Source organism: Streptomyces sp. NPDC046866 (assembly GCF_040704625.1).
GTDB lineage: Bacteria > Actinomycetota > Actinomycetes > Streptomycetales > Streptomycetaceae > Streptomyces.
This window is the reverse complement of sequence record NZ_JBEYXN010000001.1, coordinates 123,488-141,220: the sequence shown is the minus strand read 5'-3', so window position 1 is coordinate 141,220 and position 17,733 is coordinate 123,488. Positions and strand designations below refer to the sequence as shown.

Below are 17,733 nucleotides of genomic sequence, written 5' to 3'. Positions count from 1 at the left end.
GGCGTGTCAGTCCCTCGGTCCGTCAGTGGGCGTTGGTGTTCTGGGCCTGGTACGTCCGTTCCTTCACGTCCAGGTCGACCTTGACGGGGTCGGCCTTCTCGAAGCGCAGCTCGATGGTGACCTTGTCGCCGACCTTCGGCTTGTCCTTGAGGCCCATGAACATGATGTGGTTGCCGCCGCGCTCCAGCTTCAGCTCGCCGTTGGCCGGCACGTCCATGGACGGGACCTGCTGCATCTTCTGGTCCTTGGTCTCATGGATCTGCAGGTCGTCGGAGAGCGGGCTGGTGACCGCGGTGAGCTTGTCCGCGGTCCCGGAGTCGTTCTTGATGACCAGGAAGGCGCCGGCCATCTTGTCGTTGACCGGTTCGGGCATGAACGCACCGCTGACCGTCAGCTTGGGCTTGTCCGCTGCCGCCTTGCCGGCGGAGTCGGAGCCGGAGCCGGAGTCCGAGGAGCAGCCGGATATGGCCAGGGCCGCCGTCACGGAGAGGGCGGCGGCGAGGGTGCGGATGGTGCGGCGGTTCACGGGTTCTCCCCCTTGGCGATCTTCGGCAGGTCCTTGGTGTAGTCGTCGACGGTCGTGCCCTCGCCGTAGAGGACGTAGCCCTCGTCGGTCTTGGGCGAGAACGCGATGACCTGGGCACCGTGCATGGAGACGACCTTGCCGTCGGCCTCCTTCTTGGCGGGGTCGATGCCGATGCCGAGCTTGCGCGCGGCGGCCTGGATCGTGGGGAAGTCCCCTGTCAGCCCGATGAAGGACGGGTCCTGGGCCTTGAGCCAGGCACCGAGGGACTCGGGGGTGTCGCGCTCGGGGTCGGTGGTGACGAAGACGACCCGGAGGTTGTCCTGGTCGGCCTTGGGCAGCGCCTTCTTGGCGACGGCGATGTTGCTCATCGTCAGCGGGCACACGTCGGGGCAGTTGGTGTAGCCGAAGTAGATGAGCGTCGGCTTGCCCTTGGTCTGCTCGCGCAGGTTCCACGGCTGGCCCGTGGTGTCCGTGAGGACGAGCTCCGGCTTGTCGAAGGGCCGGTCCAGGAGGGTCGCCCGGCCGGCCGCGGACTGGCCGGTGAGCTGGGTGACCTTGGGCGTCTTGGCGGCGGGCTCGCCGCCGCAGGCGGTGAGGGTGAGCGCGGCCGCCGCGAGGAGGGCGGCGACCGTCGTCACACGTGTGGTGCGCATGGTGAGGATGTCCCTGGGATCGGGGGTTGTGTGCGGGGCACGGCCGGGCAGGGCGGCGCGGCGGACGCGGGAGTCCCGCTTCCGGCCGCGCCGGCGACCCGGCTGCGCGGATGTTTCTGGATACGGCCCCGGAGGGCGCCGGATCAGGAGGCGCGGCGGCGCGAGGCGATACCGAACGCGAGACCGCCGAGGCCCACGACGATGCCGGCGATGCCGAGGGCGCGCGCCGTGGTGTCGGAGCCGCTTCCGGCAGCGGCCTCGTCGTGGCCCTGGCCTTCCTTGGCGTGGTCGGCGGTCTCGGCCGGCTTCTTGGCATCGTCGTGGTGGCCGTCGGCGGCCTTCGCCGCCGTCAGCTTCAGCACCGGCGCCGGGTTCTGCGGCTCGGCCGCGCCCTCCTTGGCCTCCTCGATCCAGCGGACGACCTCGTTGTTGTCGTACGTCTGGATCGCCTTGAAGACCATCTGGTCGGCGTTGTCCGGCAGCTTGCCGACGGAGACGGGGAACTGCTGGAACTTGCCCGGCTCGATCTTGCCGCCGCTCCAGGTCACCTTGGTGACGGCCTCGTTGATCTGCTTGCCGTGCACGGTGAGCGGCTTGTCGAGCTTGGTCTTCTCGACCGTGACGGTCCAGCCGGGCACGTCCTGCGGCATGACCGACGAGAGCGGCTGGTCGGTCGGGAAGTTGACCTCGAGCTGCGTGGTCGACGCGTTGTCGCGCTCGTTGGGGACCTTGAAGTTCAAGGTGGCGTAGCCGCCCTTGGCGGCCTCGCCGGGCTGCACGCTGACGTGCGCGAAGGCCGGGCCGGACAGGACGAGGACGGCGCTGACGGCGCCGGCGGCGAGAGCGGCGGCGAGGGAGACGCGCGAGGTCGTCGAGGTCTTCATGGCGGAACACTCCAGAGGCAGGGTGACGGTGGCACCGCGCGCGGGCGCGCACGGATTCCGCGGCACCGGGGCCCCGGGTGTCCCGGAGGAAAGGGGTGCCGCGTCAGGCTGCGAGGGCGAGGGCCGCGGGCGGCCCGCGCCGGATCACCGTGTGCTGGAGCGCTTCCCTGCCGGTGTCCGCGGCCGGCTCGGCCGCGGTCCGCGGGGCCTGCGGACCCGGGGCGGGCGCCCCCGCGAGCCCTGCGGCGAGCACCCGTACGAAGGCCAGCGCGGCGCGCAGCGGGCGGACCGGGTCCACCGCGGCGCTGCCGCGCGACAGCTCGACGAGCCGGAACAGGGCGGCGTCGCCGCGCCCGAGCAGCCAGCCCGCGGCGAGCGCGGCCAGCAGGTGGCCGAGGAGCATGCCGGGGCTGAACAGACCGGTGGCCGGAGCGGCGGAGGCCTGGACCACGTGGGCGTGGCCGAGGTGTCCCTGGGCCGCGGTCTGGGCGGCGAGGGCGGCCGGGTCGAGCCCAGCGGCCTCCAGGATCCGGCGGGCGTCGGACGGGGTCAGCGGAACCGTGTTGCCCCCGCAGACCAGCTGGGCGGCGAGTGCCGCGAGCGAGGTGTCGGACGGGGCGCCCGCCTGTGCGGCCACGGCGCCGTGCTGGCCGAGGCCGAAGACCGCGTGCAGGCCCAGCTGGCCGGCGGCGAGCCCTGCGGCGATGCCGGGCAGCGTGCGCCGCCGGCCCGCGAGCGGGGCGGCGACGGCGAAGACGCCCAGGAAGGCGAGGGCGAGGGCCCACCAGGGCACGGTGGCGCAGGACGCCAGCGCGTGCCCGCCCGCCGACAGCACGACGCAGACCGCGGTGAACACCGCGGCCCGGAGCAGCCGGAGACCGGCTCCGGCGGGCGTCGTGTGGGGGACAGTCATGGCCGGGCCATCATCGCACTGCGCCCGCGCCCTCCCTACGGCAGGTCCGCAAGGCCGTCAGGTCGCGCGGCCGGAGCGCGCCCCGGACCGGACGCGTACACGGCCGCCGCAGGGAACGCATCGGCCGAATGAGGGCTACCGGGGCGGTCGGGGGCTTACGGTGCGCCACGGGCGGCAATAGGTACCCGTATGAGCATCTGGTGGTCTCTCCACTTGAGGCGCGAAGCCGCGAGCGTGCCGCTCGCCAGGCGGCTGCTGCTGAGAACGATGGAGACCGCAGGGGTGGACCCGGACATCTCCTTCGAGCTGTCGGTCGCGCTGAGCGAGGCCTGCGCCAACGCAGTGGAGCACGGCGGGCCCGCGCAGCCCGCCGGCCACGGCGGCGAGCCGCTCCCGGAGGCGCAGTCCGGCTACCGGGTCACGGCGTACCTGGACGGGGACTGCTGCCGGATCGAGGTGACCGACTCGGGGCCGGGCTTTCCGGAGACGGGGCCGGAGACGGAGACGGAGCCCGGGCACCGGCCGCCGGCGGCGGCGCTGTCGGCGCCGGCACGCCGCGACGCCCGGGATGCCGCGGCGCCGGACGAGCACGAGCACGGCCGGGGCATGTGGCTGATCGAGGAGCTCGCGGACCACGTGCGGTTCCGCAACCGGCCGGGCCGCGGCGCCGTGGTGAGCTTCGACAAGATCCTCAAGTGGCGCGAGGACGCCCTGCTCAAGGTCTCGTAGGGCCGCGCGGCCACCGGGAAGACGCCGCGGCCGCGCGGCCACGGCGCAGACGCCGACGGGCGGGACCTGCGTACGGCAGCGCATACGAGGTCCCGCCCGTCGCGGGGGTGGTGCGGTCCGCCCGGGGGTCAGCCCTTCAGGCGCGCCATCCAGGCCTCGACCTCGGCCGAGGCGCGGGGCAGACCGGCCGACAGGTTCCGGTTGCCGTCCTCGGTGACCAGGATGTCGTCCTCGATGCGCACGCCGATGCCGCGGTACTCCTCGGGCACCGTCAGGTCGTCGGCCTGGAAGTACAGGCCGGGCTCGACGGTCAGGCACATGCCCGGCTCCAGGGTCCCGTCGACGTACGCCTCGGTGCGCGCGGCGGCACAGTCGTGGACGTCCATGCCGAGCATGTGGCCGGTGCCGTGCAGGGTCCAGCGGCGCTGCAGGCCGAGCTCCAGGACGCGCTCGACCGGGCCCTCCAGCAGGCCCCACTCGACGAGCTTCTCGGCCAGCACGTGCTGGGCGGCGTCGTGGAAGTCGCGGAACTTCGCGCCCGGCTTCACCGCGGCGATGCCCGCCTCCTGGGCCTCGTACACCGCGTCGTAGACCTTGCGCTGGATGTCGGTGTACGTGCCGTTGATCGGCAGCGTGCGGGTGACGTCGGCGGTGTAGAGGGAGTGGGTCTCCACGCCGGCGTCGAGCAGCAGCAGGTCGCCGGAGCGGACGGGGCCGTCGTTGCGGACCCAGTGCAGGGTGCAGGCGTGCGGGCCGGCGGCGCAGATGGAGCCGTAGCCGACGTCGTTGCCCTCGACGCGGGCGCGCAGGAAGAAGGTGCCCTCGATGTAGCGCTCGGAGGTGGCCTCGGCCTTGTCCAGGACCTTCACGACGTCCTCGAAGCCGCGGACGGTGGAGTCGACGGCCTTCTGCAGCTCGCCGATCTCGAAGTCGTCCTTCACCGCACGCGCCTCGGAGAGGTAGACGCGCAGCTCCTCGTCCCGCTCGGCGGTGACCTTGTCGGTCAGGGCCTTCTCGATGACGGCGTCGTGGCCGCGGACGGCGCGGACCGGGCCGGTGGCCTCGGCGAGGGCGTCGGCGAGCTCGCGGACGTCCTTGGCGGGGATGCCCAGGAGCTGCTCGGCCTCGGCGAGGGAGTGGCGGCGGCCGACCCACAGCTCGCCCTGGCCGGACAGCCAGAACTCGCCGTTCTCGCGGTCGGAGCGGGGCAGCAGGTAGACGGTCGCGGTGTGGCCGCTCTCGCCGGAGGGCTCCAGGACCAGGACGCCGTTCTCGGTCTGGTCGCCGGTCAGGTACGCGTACTCCGTGGAGGCGCGGAAGGGGTACTCGGTGTCGTTCGAGCGGACCTTCAGCCGGCCGGCGGGCACGACGAGGCGCTCGCCGGGGAAGCGCGCGGACAGCGCGGCGCGGCGGGCGGCGGTGTGTCCGGCCTGGGCGATCGGCTCCAGGCCGTGCAGCTCGGTGTCGGCCCAGCCCGTGCGCATGTTCTCGGCGAGTTCGTCGCTGACGCCCGGGTAGAGCCCGTTCTTGCGCTGCTTGTGCGTCTCCTTGGGCTGCTCTTCTTCCGGGGTCTCCGGGGTGAGCTCGTCAGCCACGTCTTCTCCTCAGCTACGACAGACAGGACCGGGTAGGGGCCCTGTCCATCGTATGTGCGAGGGGAAGACGCCCGGCAGCAGATGTGACAAATCAGTCAAAGCGGGCGGCCAGCAGGACGATGTCCTCCTCTCCGTGCACCGTACGGCCCCCGACCGCGGGGGCGGGGAAGCCGAGCGCCACGGGGACGGCGGACGCCGCGGCCGGCACACCGCCCGCCGGGCCCGCAGCGGCCGCCAGAGCCGGGTCGCCGTCGGGCAGCACCGCCCGCAGGACGTGGTCGCACAGCGCCGCCGGATCCTCGCGGACGCCGCGGGGCGCCGCCGCCGCTGCCGCGTGCAGCCGGGAGTAGGCCCGGTCCATCGCATCGCCGGTGCGCCGCAGCAGCCCGTCGGTGTACAGCAGCACCGTTTCTCCTGGCGCGGCGTCGATCTCCACGCTCGGCGCCTCCCAGCAGGACAGCATCCCGAGCGGCGCCGACAGCGAGGTCTCCACGTACTCCGTGCGCCGCTCGCCGACCACCAGCGGCGGGGCGTGCCCGGCTCCCGCCAGGAGGATCTTGCGCTGCGCCGGCTCGCAGTACGCGAACAGGGCGGTGGCGCAGCGCGCGGGCTCGGTCAGCCGCAGCAGCAGTTCGAGGTCGGACAGGACGGCGACGGGGTCCTCGCCCTCCATGACGGCGTACGCCCGCAGGGAGGCCCGCAGCCGGCCCATCGCGGCGACGGCGCTGGGCCCGCCGCCGGTGACGGAGCCGACGGCGAGCCCGAGGGCCCCCTCGGGCAGCGGCAGCGCGTCGTACCAGTCGCCGCCGCCCCGCGGCCCGGTGTGGTGGCGGGCGGCGAGCTGGACCCCGGGGATGCGGGGCAGCCGGCTGGGCAGCAACTCCTCGGCGACGGTGGCAAGGCGGCTGCGGGACCGTTCCACCTCCAGCATCCGGGCCAGGTGCTCGGCGGCGTGGCGGACGTAGAGTCCGGCGAGGTCGCGCTGGCGGTCGTTCGGTTCGGCCTGCTCGTCGTAGAGCCAGACGGCCGCGCCGAGGCGCCCGGTGGCCTCGGCGGTCAGGGGCAGGGCGTAGCTGGCGCCGTAGCCCAGCCGGGCGGCGACCTCCCGGTGCCGCGGGTCCACGGGGGCGCCGTACCCGCCGATGCCGGGAGCGGCGTCCGGTTCCGGGAGCACCTCGGAGCCGCCGTGGGCGTCGGGGAGTCCGTCGAGGATGCGGCCGTAGGAGGTCGCGGCGCGCGGCACGGTCTCGATGTGCCCGAGGTCCGCGCGGCCGAGGCCGAGGCCGATGGTGGTGGTGGGGCCGAGGCCGTCGGAGGGTTCGAGGACGATCAGGCCGCGGCGGGCGCCGACGAGGGCGGCTCCGGCGCGCAGGAACTCCTGGAGCGAGGACTCGAGGTCGCAGGCGCGGGCGAGTCGCTCGGTCAGTTCGTGGAGGGTGGTCAGGTCGGAGACCATGCCCGCGAGCCGGTCCTGGATGAGCGTGCTCGGGGCGGGGGCCGCGGCCGGTGCGGGGGCGGTTCGGATCGGCGCGGGTGCCGTAGTGTGCGGGACCGCTGTGACTGCTGGATCGATTCCAGCCACTTTCGGCAGATGCGGGGCGCTCATGGCGTCCGCCTTTCCACCTGGTGCGATTCGCCATATAGCATCGCAAACCCCCAGATCGTGCTGCGCCGCCATCAATGAATCCACATCTACACGCACACGAGGATCGATGTCCAGCATTGTCCCGCTGGGAATCCTGGTGTCCGTGAGGCAGCAACTCACCGTCCAGCCAAGGCTAGAACTTGGCCGGAAAAAGCTGACGGAGGATGGTTTTTGGGATCGACTGGTCAAGCGCAGAAGTGGCCCCGGGTACGTAGTCCGTGATGCCCGGGGACAGTTGGCGCAGCCCGGCATCCGCCGGGAACCGCCCGGCACGGGCCGCCGTCCTCAGCAGCGGCAGCCGGTCCCGGCGCCGGCGCGGGTCGCGTTCCGCCCCGCCGGACGTTTCATGAACCCGTAAGAAAACTGCACGAACCGTGTGAACCTGCTTCTGGCGGACAGTGACGCGAAACGTGTACGTGTGGTGAGACACCGCTTACATGGTGTGATGTGGCCCTCGGCGTTCAACGGAAAGGAACGAGCGCTCATGCGCGAGATCCTCGGAAGGCGTCTCCAGCGGCTCCGCAACCGCCTGAAAACCCTTCGGCCCGCCGCGGTGCAGAGCGGCGACCCGGCTTCCCCCGCCTCGGCTTCCCCGGATCCGTCCCTTCTCGACACGGCGCTGACCTGCGCCTCCGTCTGGCAGTGGCCCGTTCTCCCCGGTGTCGGCCGGGCCGGTGGCGGGCCCGACGGCGCCCGGTGCGCCTGCCCCGACCCCGACTGCCCCGTGCCCGGTGCGCACCCCTTCGACCCCGGTCTGCTCGCGGCCACCACCGACCCCCGGATGGTGGCGTGGTGGTGGACCCGCCGGCCGGGCGCCCCCCTCCTGCTCGCCACCGGCGGCTCCGCACCGTGCGCGGTGAGCCTGCCCGCCGCCGCGGCCGCGCGGGCCGTCGTACGGCTGGACGCGCAGGGCATGCGGCTCGGCCCGATCGCCGCCACGCCCACCCGCTGGTCGCTGCTGGTGGCGCCGTACTCGCTGGAGCGGCTCGGCGAACTGCTCTACGCCAAGGACCACGTGCCCTCCGCGCTGCGCTTCCACGGCGAGGGCGGGTACCTGCTGCTGCCGCCCTCGCCCGCGTCCGGCGGCGGACAGGTCCGCTGGGAGCGCGAGCCGGCGGGCACCGGGAGCCTGTGGCTGCCCGAGGTCGAGGCCGTGGTGGACGCACTCGTCGAGGCGAGCAGCGGGGCGTCCGGCGGGGGCAGCCGGCTCGCGTACTGAGCGGCTGCGCAGCGCCCGCCGGTGAGACCGGACCCCTCCGGATCACTCGTACGGGTGCCAGCGCGACGCGTTTCCAAGGGAATTGGGCGCGGGGATCTCCGTGCCCCATTCCTGCATCGCTATGTTCGCCGAATGAATCTCCGCTTGATCGGTATCGGCGCCGGTGTGCTGATCATCTTGTCGCTCCCGCTGGCAGGAGCGATCGCCGGACCGGATTTCGCCGGCCAGGATGACGGAAAAGGCGGGGGGTTGCTCTCGTCGCTCGGGTTTGCCGACCCCGCGGGCCGTTCCGGCTCTTCCGGCTCTTCCGGCTCTTCTTCCGGCTCGTCCGGATCTCCGGGCTCTTCTTCCGGCGCTCCGGGCCGTTCCCGTACGCCGTCAGCCGCCGCCGCGGCCGACGGCCGGCCGGGCGGAGCGGCGCAGCGGTCCGGCGGGGACGGCGGCACCGCTGCCCCGGGGGCGCCGGAATCGGCCGCCCCGGCGGAGCCCGGGACGCCCGAACAGCCCCGTACCGACTCGCGGTGCGGACCCGAACTCTCGTCCCCCGAGGGGCTGGAGGCACAGACGTGCGTCCTGGCCGCCGAGGGGCGGACATGGGGGCGCAGCTACTACCGCAACACCAGCGGCCGCCCCCTGGACGCGGTGCTGTCGGTGATGGGTCCGGCCGGGCACACGGTCCAGATCCGCTGCGCGCTGGGGCCGGGGGACGAGCCGGGGCTGTGCGAGACGCCGCGGGAGCCCTCGGCAGGGCCGCAGGACGCCTACTCGGCGGTGGCGGAGTACGCGGCTCCGCACGACGAGGGGCATCTGCTGCTGCGGTCCGGGAGCAACTCACCGGCACCGGCCGAGGGTTGACCCGGCCCGAAATGGAAGGGCCCGGTCGCTGGCGACGGGGGATGCACCAGCGACCGGGCTACAAGAACGGTAACAAGAGATCGCCTGTTCGCAAATTCGATCTCTGATATTCAGACACCGATTTGCAGGCGATTAGCGGGAGTTGTGACTCGGGTCACCGCTCCTGGAGGCCGCTCCCGCTCAGCTCAGCGTGACCTGGCGGTTGGTGAGCCCGCCCCGCGCCCGGCGCTCCTCCGCGGTCAGCGGGGCGTCCGAGGCCAGGGCCGTGGCCAGTCGCTCCGCGAACTCGGCGGCCGGCTTCTCCACGTCCTGGGCGCTCATGCCGGTGGGCAGGTCCCACACCGGGACCATCAGCCCGTGCGCCCGGAAGGAGCCCACGAGCCGGGTGCCTTCGCCGAGGGAGGAGGTGCCCGCCGCGTGCAGCCGCGCCAGGGCGTCGAGCAGCTTCTCCTCGGGGTGCGGCATGACCCAGCGCAGGTGGTTCTTGTCCGGGGTCTCGCACCAGTAGGCCGCGTCCACACCGGCCAGCTTGACGGTGGGGATGGCGGCGGCGTTGGCGCGCTCGAGGGAGGCGGCGATCTCCGGGGAGGCGTTCTGGGCGGTCTCCGCATCCGGAATCCAGAATTCGAAGCCGCTGTGCACAACCGGCTCGAAAACGCCGTCCGTGTCCAGGAGATCCTGAAGTCGCGGACCCTCGGCCGGAACCCGGCGGCCCGGAACGGGATTGCCCGGTTCCGTGGCGAGCGCGCGCTCCAGGGTGTCGGCCATGTCGCGGGCGAGGTCCCCGGTGGTGGAGTCGTTCTGCAGGGCGAGCAGGACGGAGCCGTCCTCGCGGCGCAGCGCCGGCCAGGCCATGGGCAGCACGGTCACCAGCGTGACGGAGGGGACGCCCTCGGGCAGGCCGCCCTTGAGCGAGAGCGGGACGGTGGCCGCGGGCACGAGCTCGCGCAGCGCCACCCAGTCGCACTCGTTCGGCAGGCCCTCGAACGGGCGCTGCACGTGCGCGGTGGCGGCGTGCGAGGCGGCCGCGCCGTGGCAGGCCTTGTAGCGGCGGCCGGACCCGCAGGGACAGGGCTCACGGGCGCCCACCACCGGGATCTCCCCGTTGTCGATCTGCGGCTTTGCAGTCCTGGCTGCGGGGCGCTTCTTGGCCATCGTGCGTGACTCCCGGTTGCGGCGGTACGGCTGTTGCGTCTGGGCGTGAGCCTAGCCGTTCGCACCGCCGCAACCGTGGTGCGGCCGGGAGCACGGTCGGCGTGCGCTCCCGGTCGGCCGCGTGTGCGGATGAGGCGGATCCGGTCAGGGATCCAGGTCGTCGAAGGCCGCGGTGAAGTCGATGACCGGGGCCGCAACGCGCGTAGCGAAATCGTCGTGGCGGGGCCCGCACGCGACGATCACCCACACGGTGACCTCACCCGCCGCTCCGTCCCGGACGCCCCAGTCCTGCGCGAGGGCACTGATGATGTTCAGTCCGCGGCCGCCGTGCGCGGTGACCGAGGGCGTGGCCGGAACGGGCCGGGTGGGACCGCCTCCGTCCGTCACCTCGACCGTCAGCCGCCCCGCCTGGTCGATGCGCCACGCGGCCCGGATCTCCCCGTCCCCGATCTCTCCCGCGCCCAGCGGTCTGCCGTGCCGGCAGGCGTTGCTGAGCAGTTCTGAAAGGATCAGCACGGCGTCGTCGACGACCGGTTCGGACACCCCGCTGATGCGCAGCTGCTCCCGCATCCGGTGTCTCGCCTCACCCACGCCCGCAGGACCATGGCGTACGTCCATGCACGACGAAGTGGGCACTTCCTGTGCCACCACCAACGCCACCCCCGGAACCTCCTTAGTCCCACGCCATGGTCTGGATGCCCCCCTGGCCTGGGCCGGAAACCGGTGGAGCGGAGCCCTCTGACGCATTCATGACCAGCGGTTGCGGAGCGGATGCGCCGGGGCACACCCAGTCACGCACGCGACCCGCGGGGCGGGTGTGCAAACCGGGACGTCAGCGCCCGAGCTGTGACAGAACCTGCCGTGGCCTGTTCGTGATGATCGCTTCTACACCCAGATCAGCGCAGAGCTGAACGTCCTCCGGCTCGTTCACGGTCCACACGTGGACCGAGTGGCCGGCCTTCTGGAGCCTGCGGACGTAGCCGGGGTGGTTGCGTACGATCCGCATGCCCGGGCCGGCGATCCGTACACCGGCCGGCAGCCGGCCGTCGCGCATGCGCGGGGAGACGAACTGCATGAGGTACACGGTCGGGACGGTCGGCGCCGCGGCCCGGACCCGGTGGAGGGAGCGGGCGGAGAAGCTCATGACGCGGACGGGGTGCGGGCCCTCGGACGGCGGGGCGTCCAGGCCGAACCGCTTGAGGAGGAAGAGGAGGCGCTCCTCCACCTGTCCGGCCCAGCGCGTCGGGTGCTTCGTCTCGATGGCGAGCTGCACCGGCCGTCCGGCGTCGGCGACCAGTTCCAGCAGCCGCTCCAGGGTCAGTACGGAGGTGCGGTCGGGGTCGGCGTCCCAGTCGGGGGACTCCTCGCGGTCCTTCCACGAGCCGAAGTCGAGGGCGGCGAGGTCCGCCAGCTCCAGGGCGGAGACGGCGCCGCGGCCGTTGGAGGTGCGGTTGACCCGGCGGTCGTGCACCAGGACCAGATGGCCGTCGGCGGTGAGCCGGACATCGCATTCGAGGGCGTCGGCGCCGTCCTCGATGGCTCTGCGGTAGGCGGCCAGCGTGTGCTCGGGGGCGTCCTCCGAAGCGCCGCGGTGGGCGACGACCTGGATGGGCGGCGGCGTTGCATGGGTCACCGGGTCATGGTGCCACCGCCCGGGCCCCGGACGGCGGGTCCCGGCGTGCGGATGCGACCGAAATGCCGGAGATAAAGGATGGGGGAGACGCACAGGTCCGGCTTACAGTGCTCTGACGGGTGATGGGGAACGCTTTCCCTGGAACTTGTGAGGCTCTTCGAACGTTCAGCTGGGCCGAAACGTTGGTTGTACGAAGTCGTGTGTGACGAGGAGAGAGCGCTGTGAGCACCGAGAACGAGGGCAACGCGGCCCCGACGCCCCCCGCGGCCCCGTCCGCACCCCCGGTCGCCGCGCCCGCTTCCAAGACGCCCGCGCCGGCCGCGCCCGCCGAGGCCCCGGCGGTTCCGGCCCCGGCCCCTGCTGCGCTGCCCGCCGAGCCGGCGACCCAGCAGCTGCCGCCGACGCCCGCTCCCGGAACCGAGCCCGCGCAGCAGATCCCGCCGGCCCCGGCCCAGGCTCCGGGCTACGCGCAGGCCCACGCCCAGGCTCCGGCGGCCCCGCACCCATACCCGGCGCAGGCCCATGGGGCCCACGGCGCGGAGGGCTGGCCGCCCCCGCCGCCCGCGGTCCCGGCGTACGGGGCGGGCGGCGGCCACGGCGGCGGCTGGGGCGCACCCCCGGCCGACGGGGCTCCCCCGGCCGGGCGGAAGGGCAGGGGCGGGCTCATCGCCGCCGTCCTGGTCGCGGCCCTCCTCGCGGGCGGCGTCGGCGGCGGGGTCGGCTACTGGGCCGCCGAGCGGAACGACCACAACGGCTACGCCTCGACGACGATCACCGCGGGGAACACCCCGAAGGACCTCAAGCGCGAGCCCGGCTCCATCGCGGGACTCGCGGCCTCCGCACTGCCCAGCGTCGTCACCATCCAGGCGTCCGCGGGCGACGGCGAGGGCGGCACCGGCACCGGCTTCATCTACGACCAGCAGGGCCACATCCTCACCAACAACCACGTGGTCGCCTCCGCCGCGAACGGCGGCAAGCTCTCCGCGACCTTCTCCGACGGCAAGAAGTACGACGCCGAGGTCGTCGGCCGGGCCCAGGGCTACGACGTGGCCGTGATCAAGCTGAAGAACCCGCCGTCGGGGCTCAAGCCCCTCCCGCTCGGCGACTCCGACAAGGTCGCGGTCGGTGATCCCACCATCGCCATCGGCGCGCCGTTCGGCCTGTCCAACACGGTGACCACCGGCATCGTCAGCGCCAAGGACCGCCCGGTGGCCTCCGGGGACGGCTCCGGCGGCAAGAGCTCGTACATGAGCGCCCTGCAGACGGACGCCTCGATCAACCCGGGCAACTCCGGCGGCCCCCTGCTCGACGGCCGCGGCGCGGTCATCGGCATCAACTCCGCGATCCAGTCCGCGGGCAGCAGCGGCCTCGGCGGCGGCCAGGCGGGTTCGATCGGCCTCGGCTTCGCCATCCCGATCAACCAGGCGAAGAACGTCGCCGAATCGCTGATCAAGACGGGCAAGCCGGTCTACCCCGTCATCTCGGTGTCCGTGGACCTCCAGTCCAAGGTCGACGGTGCCAAGATCTCCGAACAGGGCGCGCCGCCGGAGGAGCTGGTCGACCCCAACGGCCCGGCCGGCAAGGCGGGCCTGAAGCCCGGTGACATCATCACCCGGTTCGGCGACCGGCCGATCGACAGCGGCCCGACCCTCATCAGCGAGATCTGGACGCACAAGCCGGGCGACGTCGTGAAGCTGACGTACGTGCGCGACGGCAAGCCGACCACCGTGGACATCACGCTCGGCTCGCGCGTCGGCGACAAGTAGCCGCCGACGCCCGCCGGGCGGCCGGCGGCCGGTGGCCGGATGGTGAGGGGCCGTGGGCGGGATTCCGCCTACGGCCCCTCCCAACGTCCGCTTATGCTTCCCGTGTGTTCGATTCGCGGCACATCCGTACATTCCACGAAGTGGTCGCCTCCGGTTCGTACTCGGCGGCCGCCCGTGTCCTCGGCTACACCCAGCCCGCGATCACCCAGCAGATGAAGGCGCTGGAACGCGCGGTCGGCACCCCCCTGTTCACCCGCGTCGGCCGCAGGATGCAGCTCACCGAGGCCGGGCAGTCCCTGGCCCGGCACGCCGAATCCATCCTCGGCAGCCTCACCGCCGCAGAGGCCCAGCTCAAGGCGTACGCGCGCCTGCGTACCGGGCGGGTGCGGCTGTGCGGCTTCCCCAGCGCCAACGCCACCCTCGTCCCGGAAGCCCTCAGCAGCCTCGCCAAGGACCATCCGGGCATCCAGGTCGAGCTGCTGGAGGGCGAGCCGCCGGATTCGCTGCGCCGACTGGAGCGCGGCCAGTGCGACATCACCCTGGCCTTCACCTATCCCGGGCTCCACGAGGAGATCCCGGAGGAGGTGGCCGAGGTCAGGCTGCTGGAGGACCAGCTCACGGTGCTGCTCCCGACCGGCCACCCGCTCGCCCGCCGCCGTGCCGTGCACCTGGCCGACCTCGCGGAGGAGCGCTGGATCGCCGGCTGCCCGCGCTGCCGCGCCAATCTGCTGCACGAGTGCGCCGAGCTCGGCTTCGTGCCCGACATCCGCTTCGCCACGGACGACAACCTGGTGGTGCAGAGCATGGTCGGGCAGGGCCTCGGCGTGGCGATGATGCCCGCCCTCGTGCTGCCCTCGCTCTCGCTGACCCGGGTGTGCGGGCGTGCGCTCCAACCGGCCGCCCGCCGCCACATCGCCGCCTACGTCTACCGCGACCACCTGCGGATACCGGCGACTGCGGTGGTGCTCGAAGCCCTCAGGGTCGTGGCCTCGAACCGCATCGGCTGCTGACCGGCGGGACGCTGAATTCATAAGCCCTGCTTGGGATTTCAGGTAAGAACTGTCGTTGGACGTGATGGGTCGGCTCCTCGACGCTGCCCTTATGACCACCACGACCACGACACCGACCCGGACGACCGCGAGGATGTCCGCCCTCGTCCGTGAGATACGCACGGTCGTGGACCGGGGGCTGGCCCCGGACCTGACCGCGTACCTGGTGGGCGAGCGCCTCGCCCCGCACCTGGCCGCCCCCGACCTGCTCACGCCCGAGCAGTGTGTGGGAAGCCCCGACCGGTACCGCCAGCACGTGCTGCACGCCGAGGCGGACGGCAGCTTCTCCGTCGTGGCGCTGGTATGGCTGCCCGGCCAGGAGACCGCCATCCACGACCACGTGTCCTGGTGCGTGGCCGGGGTGCACGAGGGCGAGGAGAGCGAGCTGCGCTACCGGCTCGCGCCCGCGACCGGAGACACCGGCGCCCGCCTGGTGGCCACCGAGCAGGTCGTCAACGGTGTCGGCGAGGTCTGCGGCTTCGCCCCTCCCGGCGACATTCACAAAGTGCGCAACTCCTGTCGCACCAAGGCCATTTCGATCCACGTCTACGGGGCCGACGTCAGCCGCCTGGGCAGCAGCGTCCGCCGCGTCTACACCCTTCCCGCCGACTGATGGCGCTGCTCAACCGCCCGGTGCGCACGGCCGGAAGTGCCCGCACCGGCACGGTTTCACGTGAAACACCGTCCAGTTGGCCCGGGTTGGCGATGGCGGCCGCCGGTGTCGCCGTCGCCTGGGGAGTGCACGGGCTCGTGCCGGGGATCCCGATGCTGACCGCCTCGGTGGTCCTCGGCATCACCGCCGCCCACCTCCCCGGGGTACGGGCGACCGTACGCGGCGCCGGCCGCCCGGGCCTGTCGCTGGCCGGCCGCCGGCTGATGCGGATCGGCATCGTCCTGCTCGGCCTCGGCCTGGGCCTGGACCAGGTGCTGCGACTGGGCTGGGCCACGGTGGCCATGGTGGCGGCCGTGGTCGCGGCGACCTTCCTCGGCACGCTCTGGCTGGGCCGCCGACTCGGGCTGCCGGGGGACCAGCCGCTGCTGATCGCCACCGGCTACTCGATCTGCGGGGCCTCGGCGATCGGGGCGGTCAGCCAGGTGTCGGGCAGCGACGAGGAGGACGTGGCCGCCTCGGTGGCGCTCGTGACCCTCTGCGGGACGCTGGCCATCGCGGTCCTCCCGCTGCTCCAGGATCCCCTCGGGCTCTCGGACGCCGCCTTCGGGCGGTGGGTCGGGGCGAGCGTCCACGACGTGGGCCAGGTGGTGGCGACCGCCCAGACCGCCGGCCCGGACGCCCTGGGCGAGGCGGTGCTGGTCAAGTTGATGCGGGTGGCCCTGCTGGCCCCCCTGGTGGCGGCCGTCGCCTTCTCCCTCCGGGCCCGCCGCACCGGGGTGCGCACCGAGTCGGGGCGCCGCCCGGCGCCGGTGCCGCTGTTCGTGGCCGGGTTCCAGGCCGCGGCCGCCCTGCGCGCCACGGGAGTGCTGCCCGCGGCGGCCCTGGACTGGGCGCACACCGCCCAGGAACTCCTCCTTGCCGCCGCCCTGTTCGGCTTGGGCAGCGCGGTCGACCTGCCCTCCATGGCGCGGACCGGCGGCCGGGCCGCCCTGCTCGGGCTCGGGGCCTGGATCGTGGTGGCCGGGGTCTCGTACGCCGGAGTGCTGCTGACCGTATGACCGGACACCGGAAGGGACTTGGCCAATTCCTGGCCGGAACCGACCGAACGTTCCGACCGTCTCCTGACTTCTCGTGCCGCACGTGCGACCCTGCGGCCGATCCGCACCGACAGCTCTTCACCCCCACCCCTGCCCGGCCCCGAACGGACCGGGCGCGGCAGAAGGAGTCATGCGTGAATCGTCATCGCACGGCAGCATCGGTCCTCCTGGCGGCGGGCGCCCTGATCGCGGGCGCGCTCACGGCGGCCGGCCCTGCGGCCGCGGCCGACGCCCCGGCCTCGTTCCGCCCGCAGCACACTCCGGGCTTCTGGACCGCCGAGCGGATGCGGGGCGCCACTCCGCTGGACGTGGTGGCGGCGCCGGGTACGGGGCGCGTCCCGGTCGCGACCTCGGCGGACGCCACGCGGATCGCGCCCACGGCGCCGTCCGCGGCCGCCTCCCCGACGGCGTTCCCCCAGGCGGGCGGCGCGTGGACGGGCGGCGGTGCGGTGGTGAAGACCTCGGGCCGGGTGTTCTTCACCTTCGGAGACCGGACCGCTTCCTGCTCGGGCGACTCCATCACCAGCGCCAACGGCAGCACGGTGATCACCGCCGGTCACTGCGTGAAGTACCAGGGCGCCTGGCACACCAACTGGATCTTCGTCCCGGCCTACGACGACGGCAACGCTCCCTACGGCCAGTGGTCGGCCACCAAGACCTTCGCCACGGACCAGTGGGCCGCGAGCGAGGACATGAACATGGACGTCGGCCTCGCCGTCGTCGCCCCGCTGAACGGGCAGAAGCTCAGTCAGGTCGTCGGCGCCCAGGGCATCCTGTTCAACGGCGGCTACAACAAGAAGATGTACTCGTTCGGCTTCCCGGCGGCCTCGCCCTACGACGGCAAGAAGCTGATCTACTGCAGCGGCAACACGGGCAAGGACTTCCTGCTCACCAAGGACCACAGCCTGGGCTGCAACATGACGGGCGGCTCCAGCGGCGGCCCCTGGTTCCAGGACTTCAACGAGGCCACCGGCCTGGGCACCCAGGTCTCCGTGAACAGCTTCGGCTACAACTTCCTGCCGAACCGGATGTTCGGCCCGTACTTCGGCAACGAGGCGAAGGCCGCCTACGACAAGGCCCAGAATTCCTGACCCCAGCGCCTCCCACCTCCCGGTACTCTGTACCGGCCAGGTGGGTTGCCCGAGCGGCCTAAGGGAACGGTCTTGAAAACCGTCGTGGCGCAAGCCACCGTGGGTTCAAATCCCACACCCACCGCACCAGGTCGGCGCAGACGTCCGGCCGAGAGGGGCGCCCCGTACGGGGCGCCCCTTTGCCGTTCGCGGTGGGGCTCGGCCTTTCGGGTGGTGTTTGTCGGAAGATCGGCGCGCGGGGTGGGAGCACTCCGGTTGCGGACACATCATGGCGAATGTATGCAGATCCGCCCGTCGGAACATCGCGAAT

17 protein-coding genes and 1 tRNA gene are annotated in these 17,733 nt (G+C 72.8%); 9 read left to right on the top strand and 9 right to left on the bottom strand.

What is annotated here, in order from left to right; translation table 11 throughout:
- Window positions 1-22: 22 nt before the first annotated feature.
- The 4 genes from AB0953_RS00690 to AB0953_RS00675 all read right to left on the bottom strand — a co-directional run bounded on the left by AB0953_RS00690 (window position 23) and on the right by AB0953_RS00675 (window position 2,976).
- Window positions 23-526, bottom strand: coding sequence for a copper chaperone PCu(A)C (locus AB0953_RS00690; protein ID WP_366857165.1), 504 nt, complete (start codon window positions 524-526; stop codon window positions 23-25).
- The gene (locus tag AB0953_RS00685; RefSeq protein ID WP_366857164.1) at window positions 523-1,179 is read right to left on the bottom strand and encodes an SCO family protein; all 657 of its coding nucleotides are present in this window, start codon (window positions 1,177-1,179) and stop codon (window positions 523-525) included. Before AB0953_RS00685 ends, AB0953_RS00690 begins: the two co-directional genes overlap by 4 nt.
- 143 nt (window positions 1,180-1,322) lie before the next feature.
- Window positions 1,323-2,063, bottom strand: coding sequence for a YcnI family protein (locus tag AB0953_RS00680; protein ID WP_366857163.1), 741 nt, complete (start codon window positions 2,061-2,063; stop codon window positions 1,323-1,325).
- 103 nt (window positions 2,064-2,166) lie between these two features.
- Entirely contained in the window at window positions 2,167-2,976 is an 810-nt protein-coding gene (locus tag AB0953_RS00675; RefSeq protein ID WP_366857162.1) for a hypothetical protein, read from the bottom strand.
- 189 nt (window positions 2,977-3,165) lie between these two features.
- On the opposite strand from AB0953_RS00675, the gene AB0953_RS00670 reads away from it, so the two are divergent.
- Window positions 3,166-3,705, top strand: a complete 540-nt coding sequence (locus AB0953_RS00670) for an ATP-binding protein (protein WP_366857160.1) — start codon at window positions 3,166-3,168, stop codon at window positions 3,703-3,705.
- Window positions 3,706-3,833: 128 nt separating this feature from the next.
- On the opposite strand, the gene AB0953_RS00665 is transcribed toward AB0953_RS00670, so the two are convergent.
- Window positions 3,834-5,300 (bottom strand): aminopeptidase P family protein, encoded by a 1,467-nt coding sequence (locus AB0953_RS00665; RefSeq protein WP_366857159.1) that lies wholly within the window; start codon window positions 5,298-5,300, stop codon window positions 3,834-3,836.
- A 91-nt stretch (window positions 5,301-5,391) separates the two neighbouring features.
- Window positions 5,392-7,023, bottom strand: a complete 1,632-nt coding sequence (locus AB0953_RS00660) for a PP2C family protein-serine/threonine phosphatase (RefSeq protein WP_366857158.1) — start codon at window positions 7,021-7,023, stop codon at window positions 5,392-5,394.
- A gap of 406 nt (window positions 7,024-7,429) precedes the next feature.
- Between AB0953_RS00660 and AB0953_RS00655 the strand changes: the two genes are divergently transcribed.
- Both AB0953_RS00655 and AB0953_RS00650 read left to right on the top strand, forming a co-directional pair.
- Window positions 7,430-8,164, top strand: coding sequence for a bifunctional DNA primase/polymerase (locus AB0953_RS00655; protein WP_366857157.1), 735 nt, complete (start codon window positions 7,430-7,432; stop codon window positions 8,162-8,164).
- A gap of 642 nt (window positions 8,165-8,806) precedes the next feature.
- The gene (locus tag AB0953_RS00650; protein WP_366857156.1) at window positions 8,807-9,019 is read left to right on the top strand and encodes a hypothetical protein; all 213 of its coding nucleotides are present in this window, start codon (window positions 8,807-8,809) and stop codon (window positions 9,017-9,019) included.
- Between the two features lie 180 nt (window positions 9,020-9,199).
- Here AB0953_RS00650 and AB0953_RS00645 read toward each other — a convergent pair whose 3' ends face one another.
- From AB0953_RS00645 to AB0953_RS00635, 3 genes are all read right to left on the bottom strand, one after another.
- Complete coding sequence (locus AB0953_RS00645; protein ID WP_366857155.1) at window positions 9,200-10,174, bottom strand: DUF5926 family protein; 975 nt, start codon at window positions 10,172-10,174, stop codon at window positions 9,200-9,202.
- A 144-nt stretch (window positions 10,175-10,318) separates the two neighbouring features.
- Window positions 10,319-10,921 carry an ATP-binding protein gene (locus AB0953_RS00640; protein WP_366857154.1) on the bottom strand — a complete coding sequence of 201 codons (603 nt, stop codon included), beginning with the start codon at window positions 10,919-10,921 and terminating at the stop codon, window positions 10,319-10,321.
- Between the two features lie 85 nt (window positions 10,922-11,006).
- Window positions 11,007-11,807, bottom strand: a complete 801-nt coding sequence (locus AB0953_RS00635) for a glycerophosphodiester phosphodiesterase (protein ID WP_366857153.1) — start codon at window positions 11,805-11,807, stop codon at window positions 11,007-11,009.
- 221 nt (window positions 11,808-12,028) lie between these two features.
- Between AB0953_RS00635 and AB0953_RS00630 the strand changes: the two genes are divergently transcribed.
- From AB0953_RS00630 to AB0953_RS00605, 6 genes are all read left to right on the top strand, one after another.
- Entirely contained in the window at window positions 12,029-13,573 is a 1,545-nt protein-coding gene (locus tag AB0953_RS00630) for a trypsin-like peptidase domain-containing protein (protein ID WP_366857152.1), read from the top strand.
- A 104-nt stretch (window positions 13,574-13,677) separates the two neighbouring features.
- Window positions 13,678-14,583, top strand: a complete 906-nt coding sequence (locus tag AB0953_RS00625) for a LysR family transcriptional regulator (protein ID WP_366857151.1) — start codon at window positions 13,678-13,680, stop codon at window positions 14,581-14,583.
- Between the two features lie 91 nt (window positions 14,584-14,674).
- Window positions 14,675-15,235 (top strand): cysteine dioxygenase family protein, encoded by a 561-nt coding sequence (locus AB0953_RS00620; protein ID WP_366857150.1) that lies wholly within the window; start codon window positions 14,675-14,677, stop codon window positions 15,233-15,235.
- Window positions 15,235-16,293, top strand: coding sequence for a putative sulfate exporter family transporter (locus AB0953_RS00615; RefSeq protein WP_366857149.1), 1,059 nt, complete (start codon window positions 15,235-15,237; stop codon window positions 16,291-16,293). The genes AB0953_RS00620 and AB0953_RS00615 overlap by 1 nt, the downstream gene beginning before the upstream one ends.
- Before the next feature lie 173 nt (window positions 16,294-16,466).
- Window positions 16,467-17,423 (top strand): peptidase, encoded by a 957-nt coding sequence (locus tag AB0953_RS00610; RefSeq protein ID WP_366857148.1) that lies wholly within the window; start codon window positions 16,467-16,469, stop codon window positions 17,421-17,423.
- A gap of 39 nt (window positions 17,424-17,462) precedes the next feature.
- Window positions 17,463-17,547: transfer RNA gene (locus tag AB0953_RS00605), tRNA-Ser, on the top strand.
- The last annotated feature ends 186 nt before the right edge of the window (window positions 17,548-17,733 follow it).

Coding starts and splice junctions, on each gene's coding strand:
- AB0953_RS00685 (WP_366857164.1), bottom strand. CDS start 1,179: ATGCGCACCACACGTGTGACGACGGTCGCCGCCCTCCTCGCGGCGGCC.
- AB0953_RS00645 (WP_366857155.1), bottom strand. CDS start 10,174: ATGGCCAAGAAGCGCCCCGCAGCCAGGACTGCAAAGCCGCAGATCGAC.
- AB0953_RS00620 (WP_366857150.1), top strand. CDS start 14,675: ATGACCACCACGACCACGACACCGACCCGGACGACCGCGAGGATGTCC.
- AB0953_RS00655 (WP_366857157.1), top strand. CDS start 7,430: ATGCGCGAGATCCTCGGAAGGCGTCTCCAGCGGCTCCGCAACCGCCTG.
- AB0953_RS00675 (WP_366857162.1), bottom strand. CDS start 2,976: ATGACTGTCCCCCACACGACGCCCGCCGGAGCCGGTCTCCGGCTGCTC.
- AB0953_RS00680 (WP_366857163.1), bottom strand. CDS start 2,063: ATGAAGACCTCGACGACCTCGCGCGTCTCCCTCGCCGCCGCTCTCGCC.
- AB0953_RS00670 (WP_366857160.1), top strand. CDS start 3,166: ATGAGCATCTGGTGGTCTCTCCACTTGAGGCGCGAAGCCGCGAGCGTG.
- AB0953_RS00660 (WP_366857158.1), bottom strand. CDS start 7,023: ATGCTGGACATCGATCCTCGTGTGCGTGTAGATGTGGATTCATTGATG.
- AB0953_RS00640 (WP_366857154.1), bottom strand. CDS start 10,921: ATGCGTCAGAGGGCTCCGCTCCACCGGTTTCCGGCCCAGGCCAGGGGG.
- AB0953_RS00615 (WP_366857149.1), top strand. CDS start 15,235: ATGGCGCTGCTCAACCGCCCGGTGCGCACGGCCGGAAGTGCCCGCACC.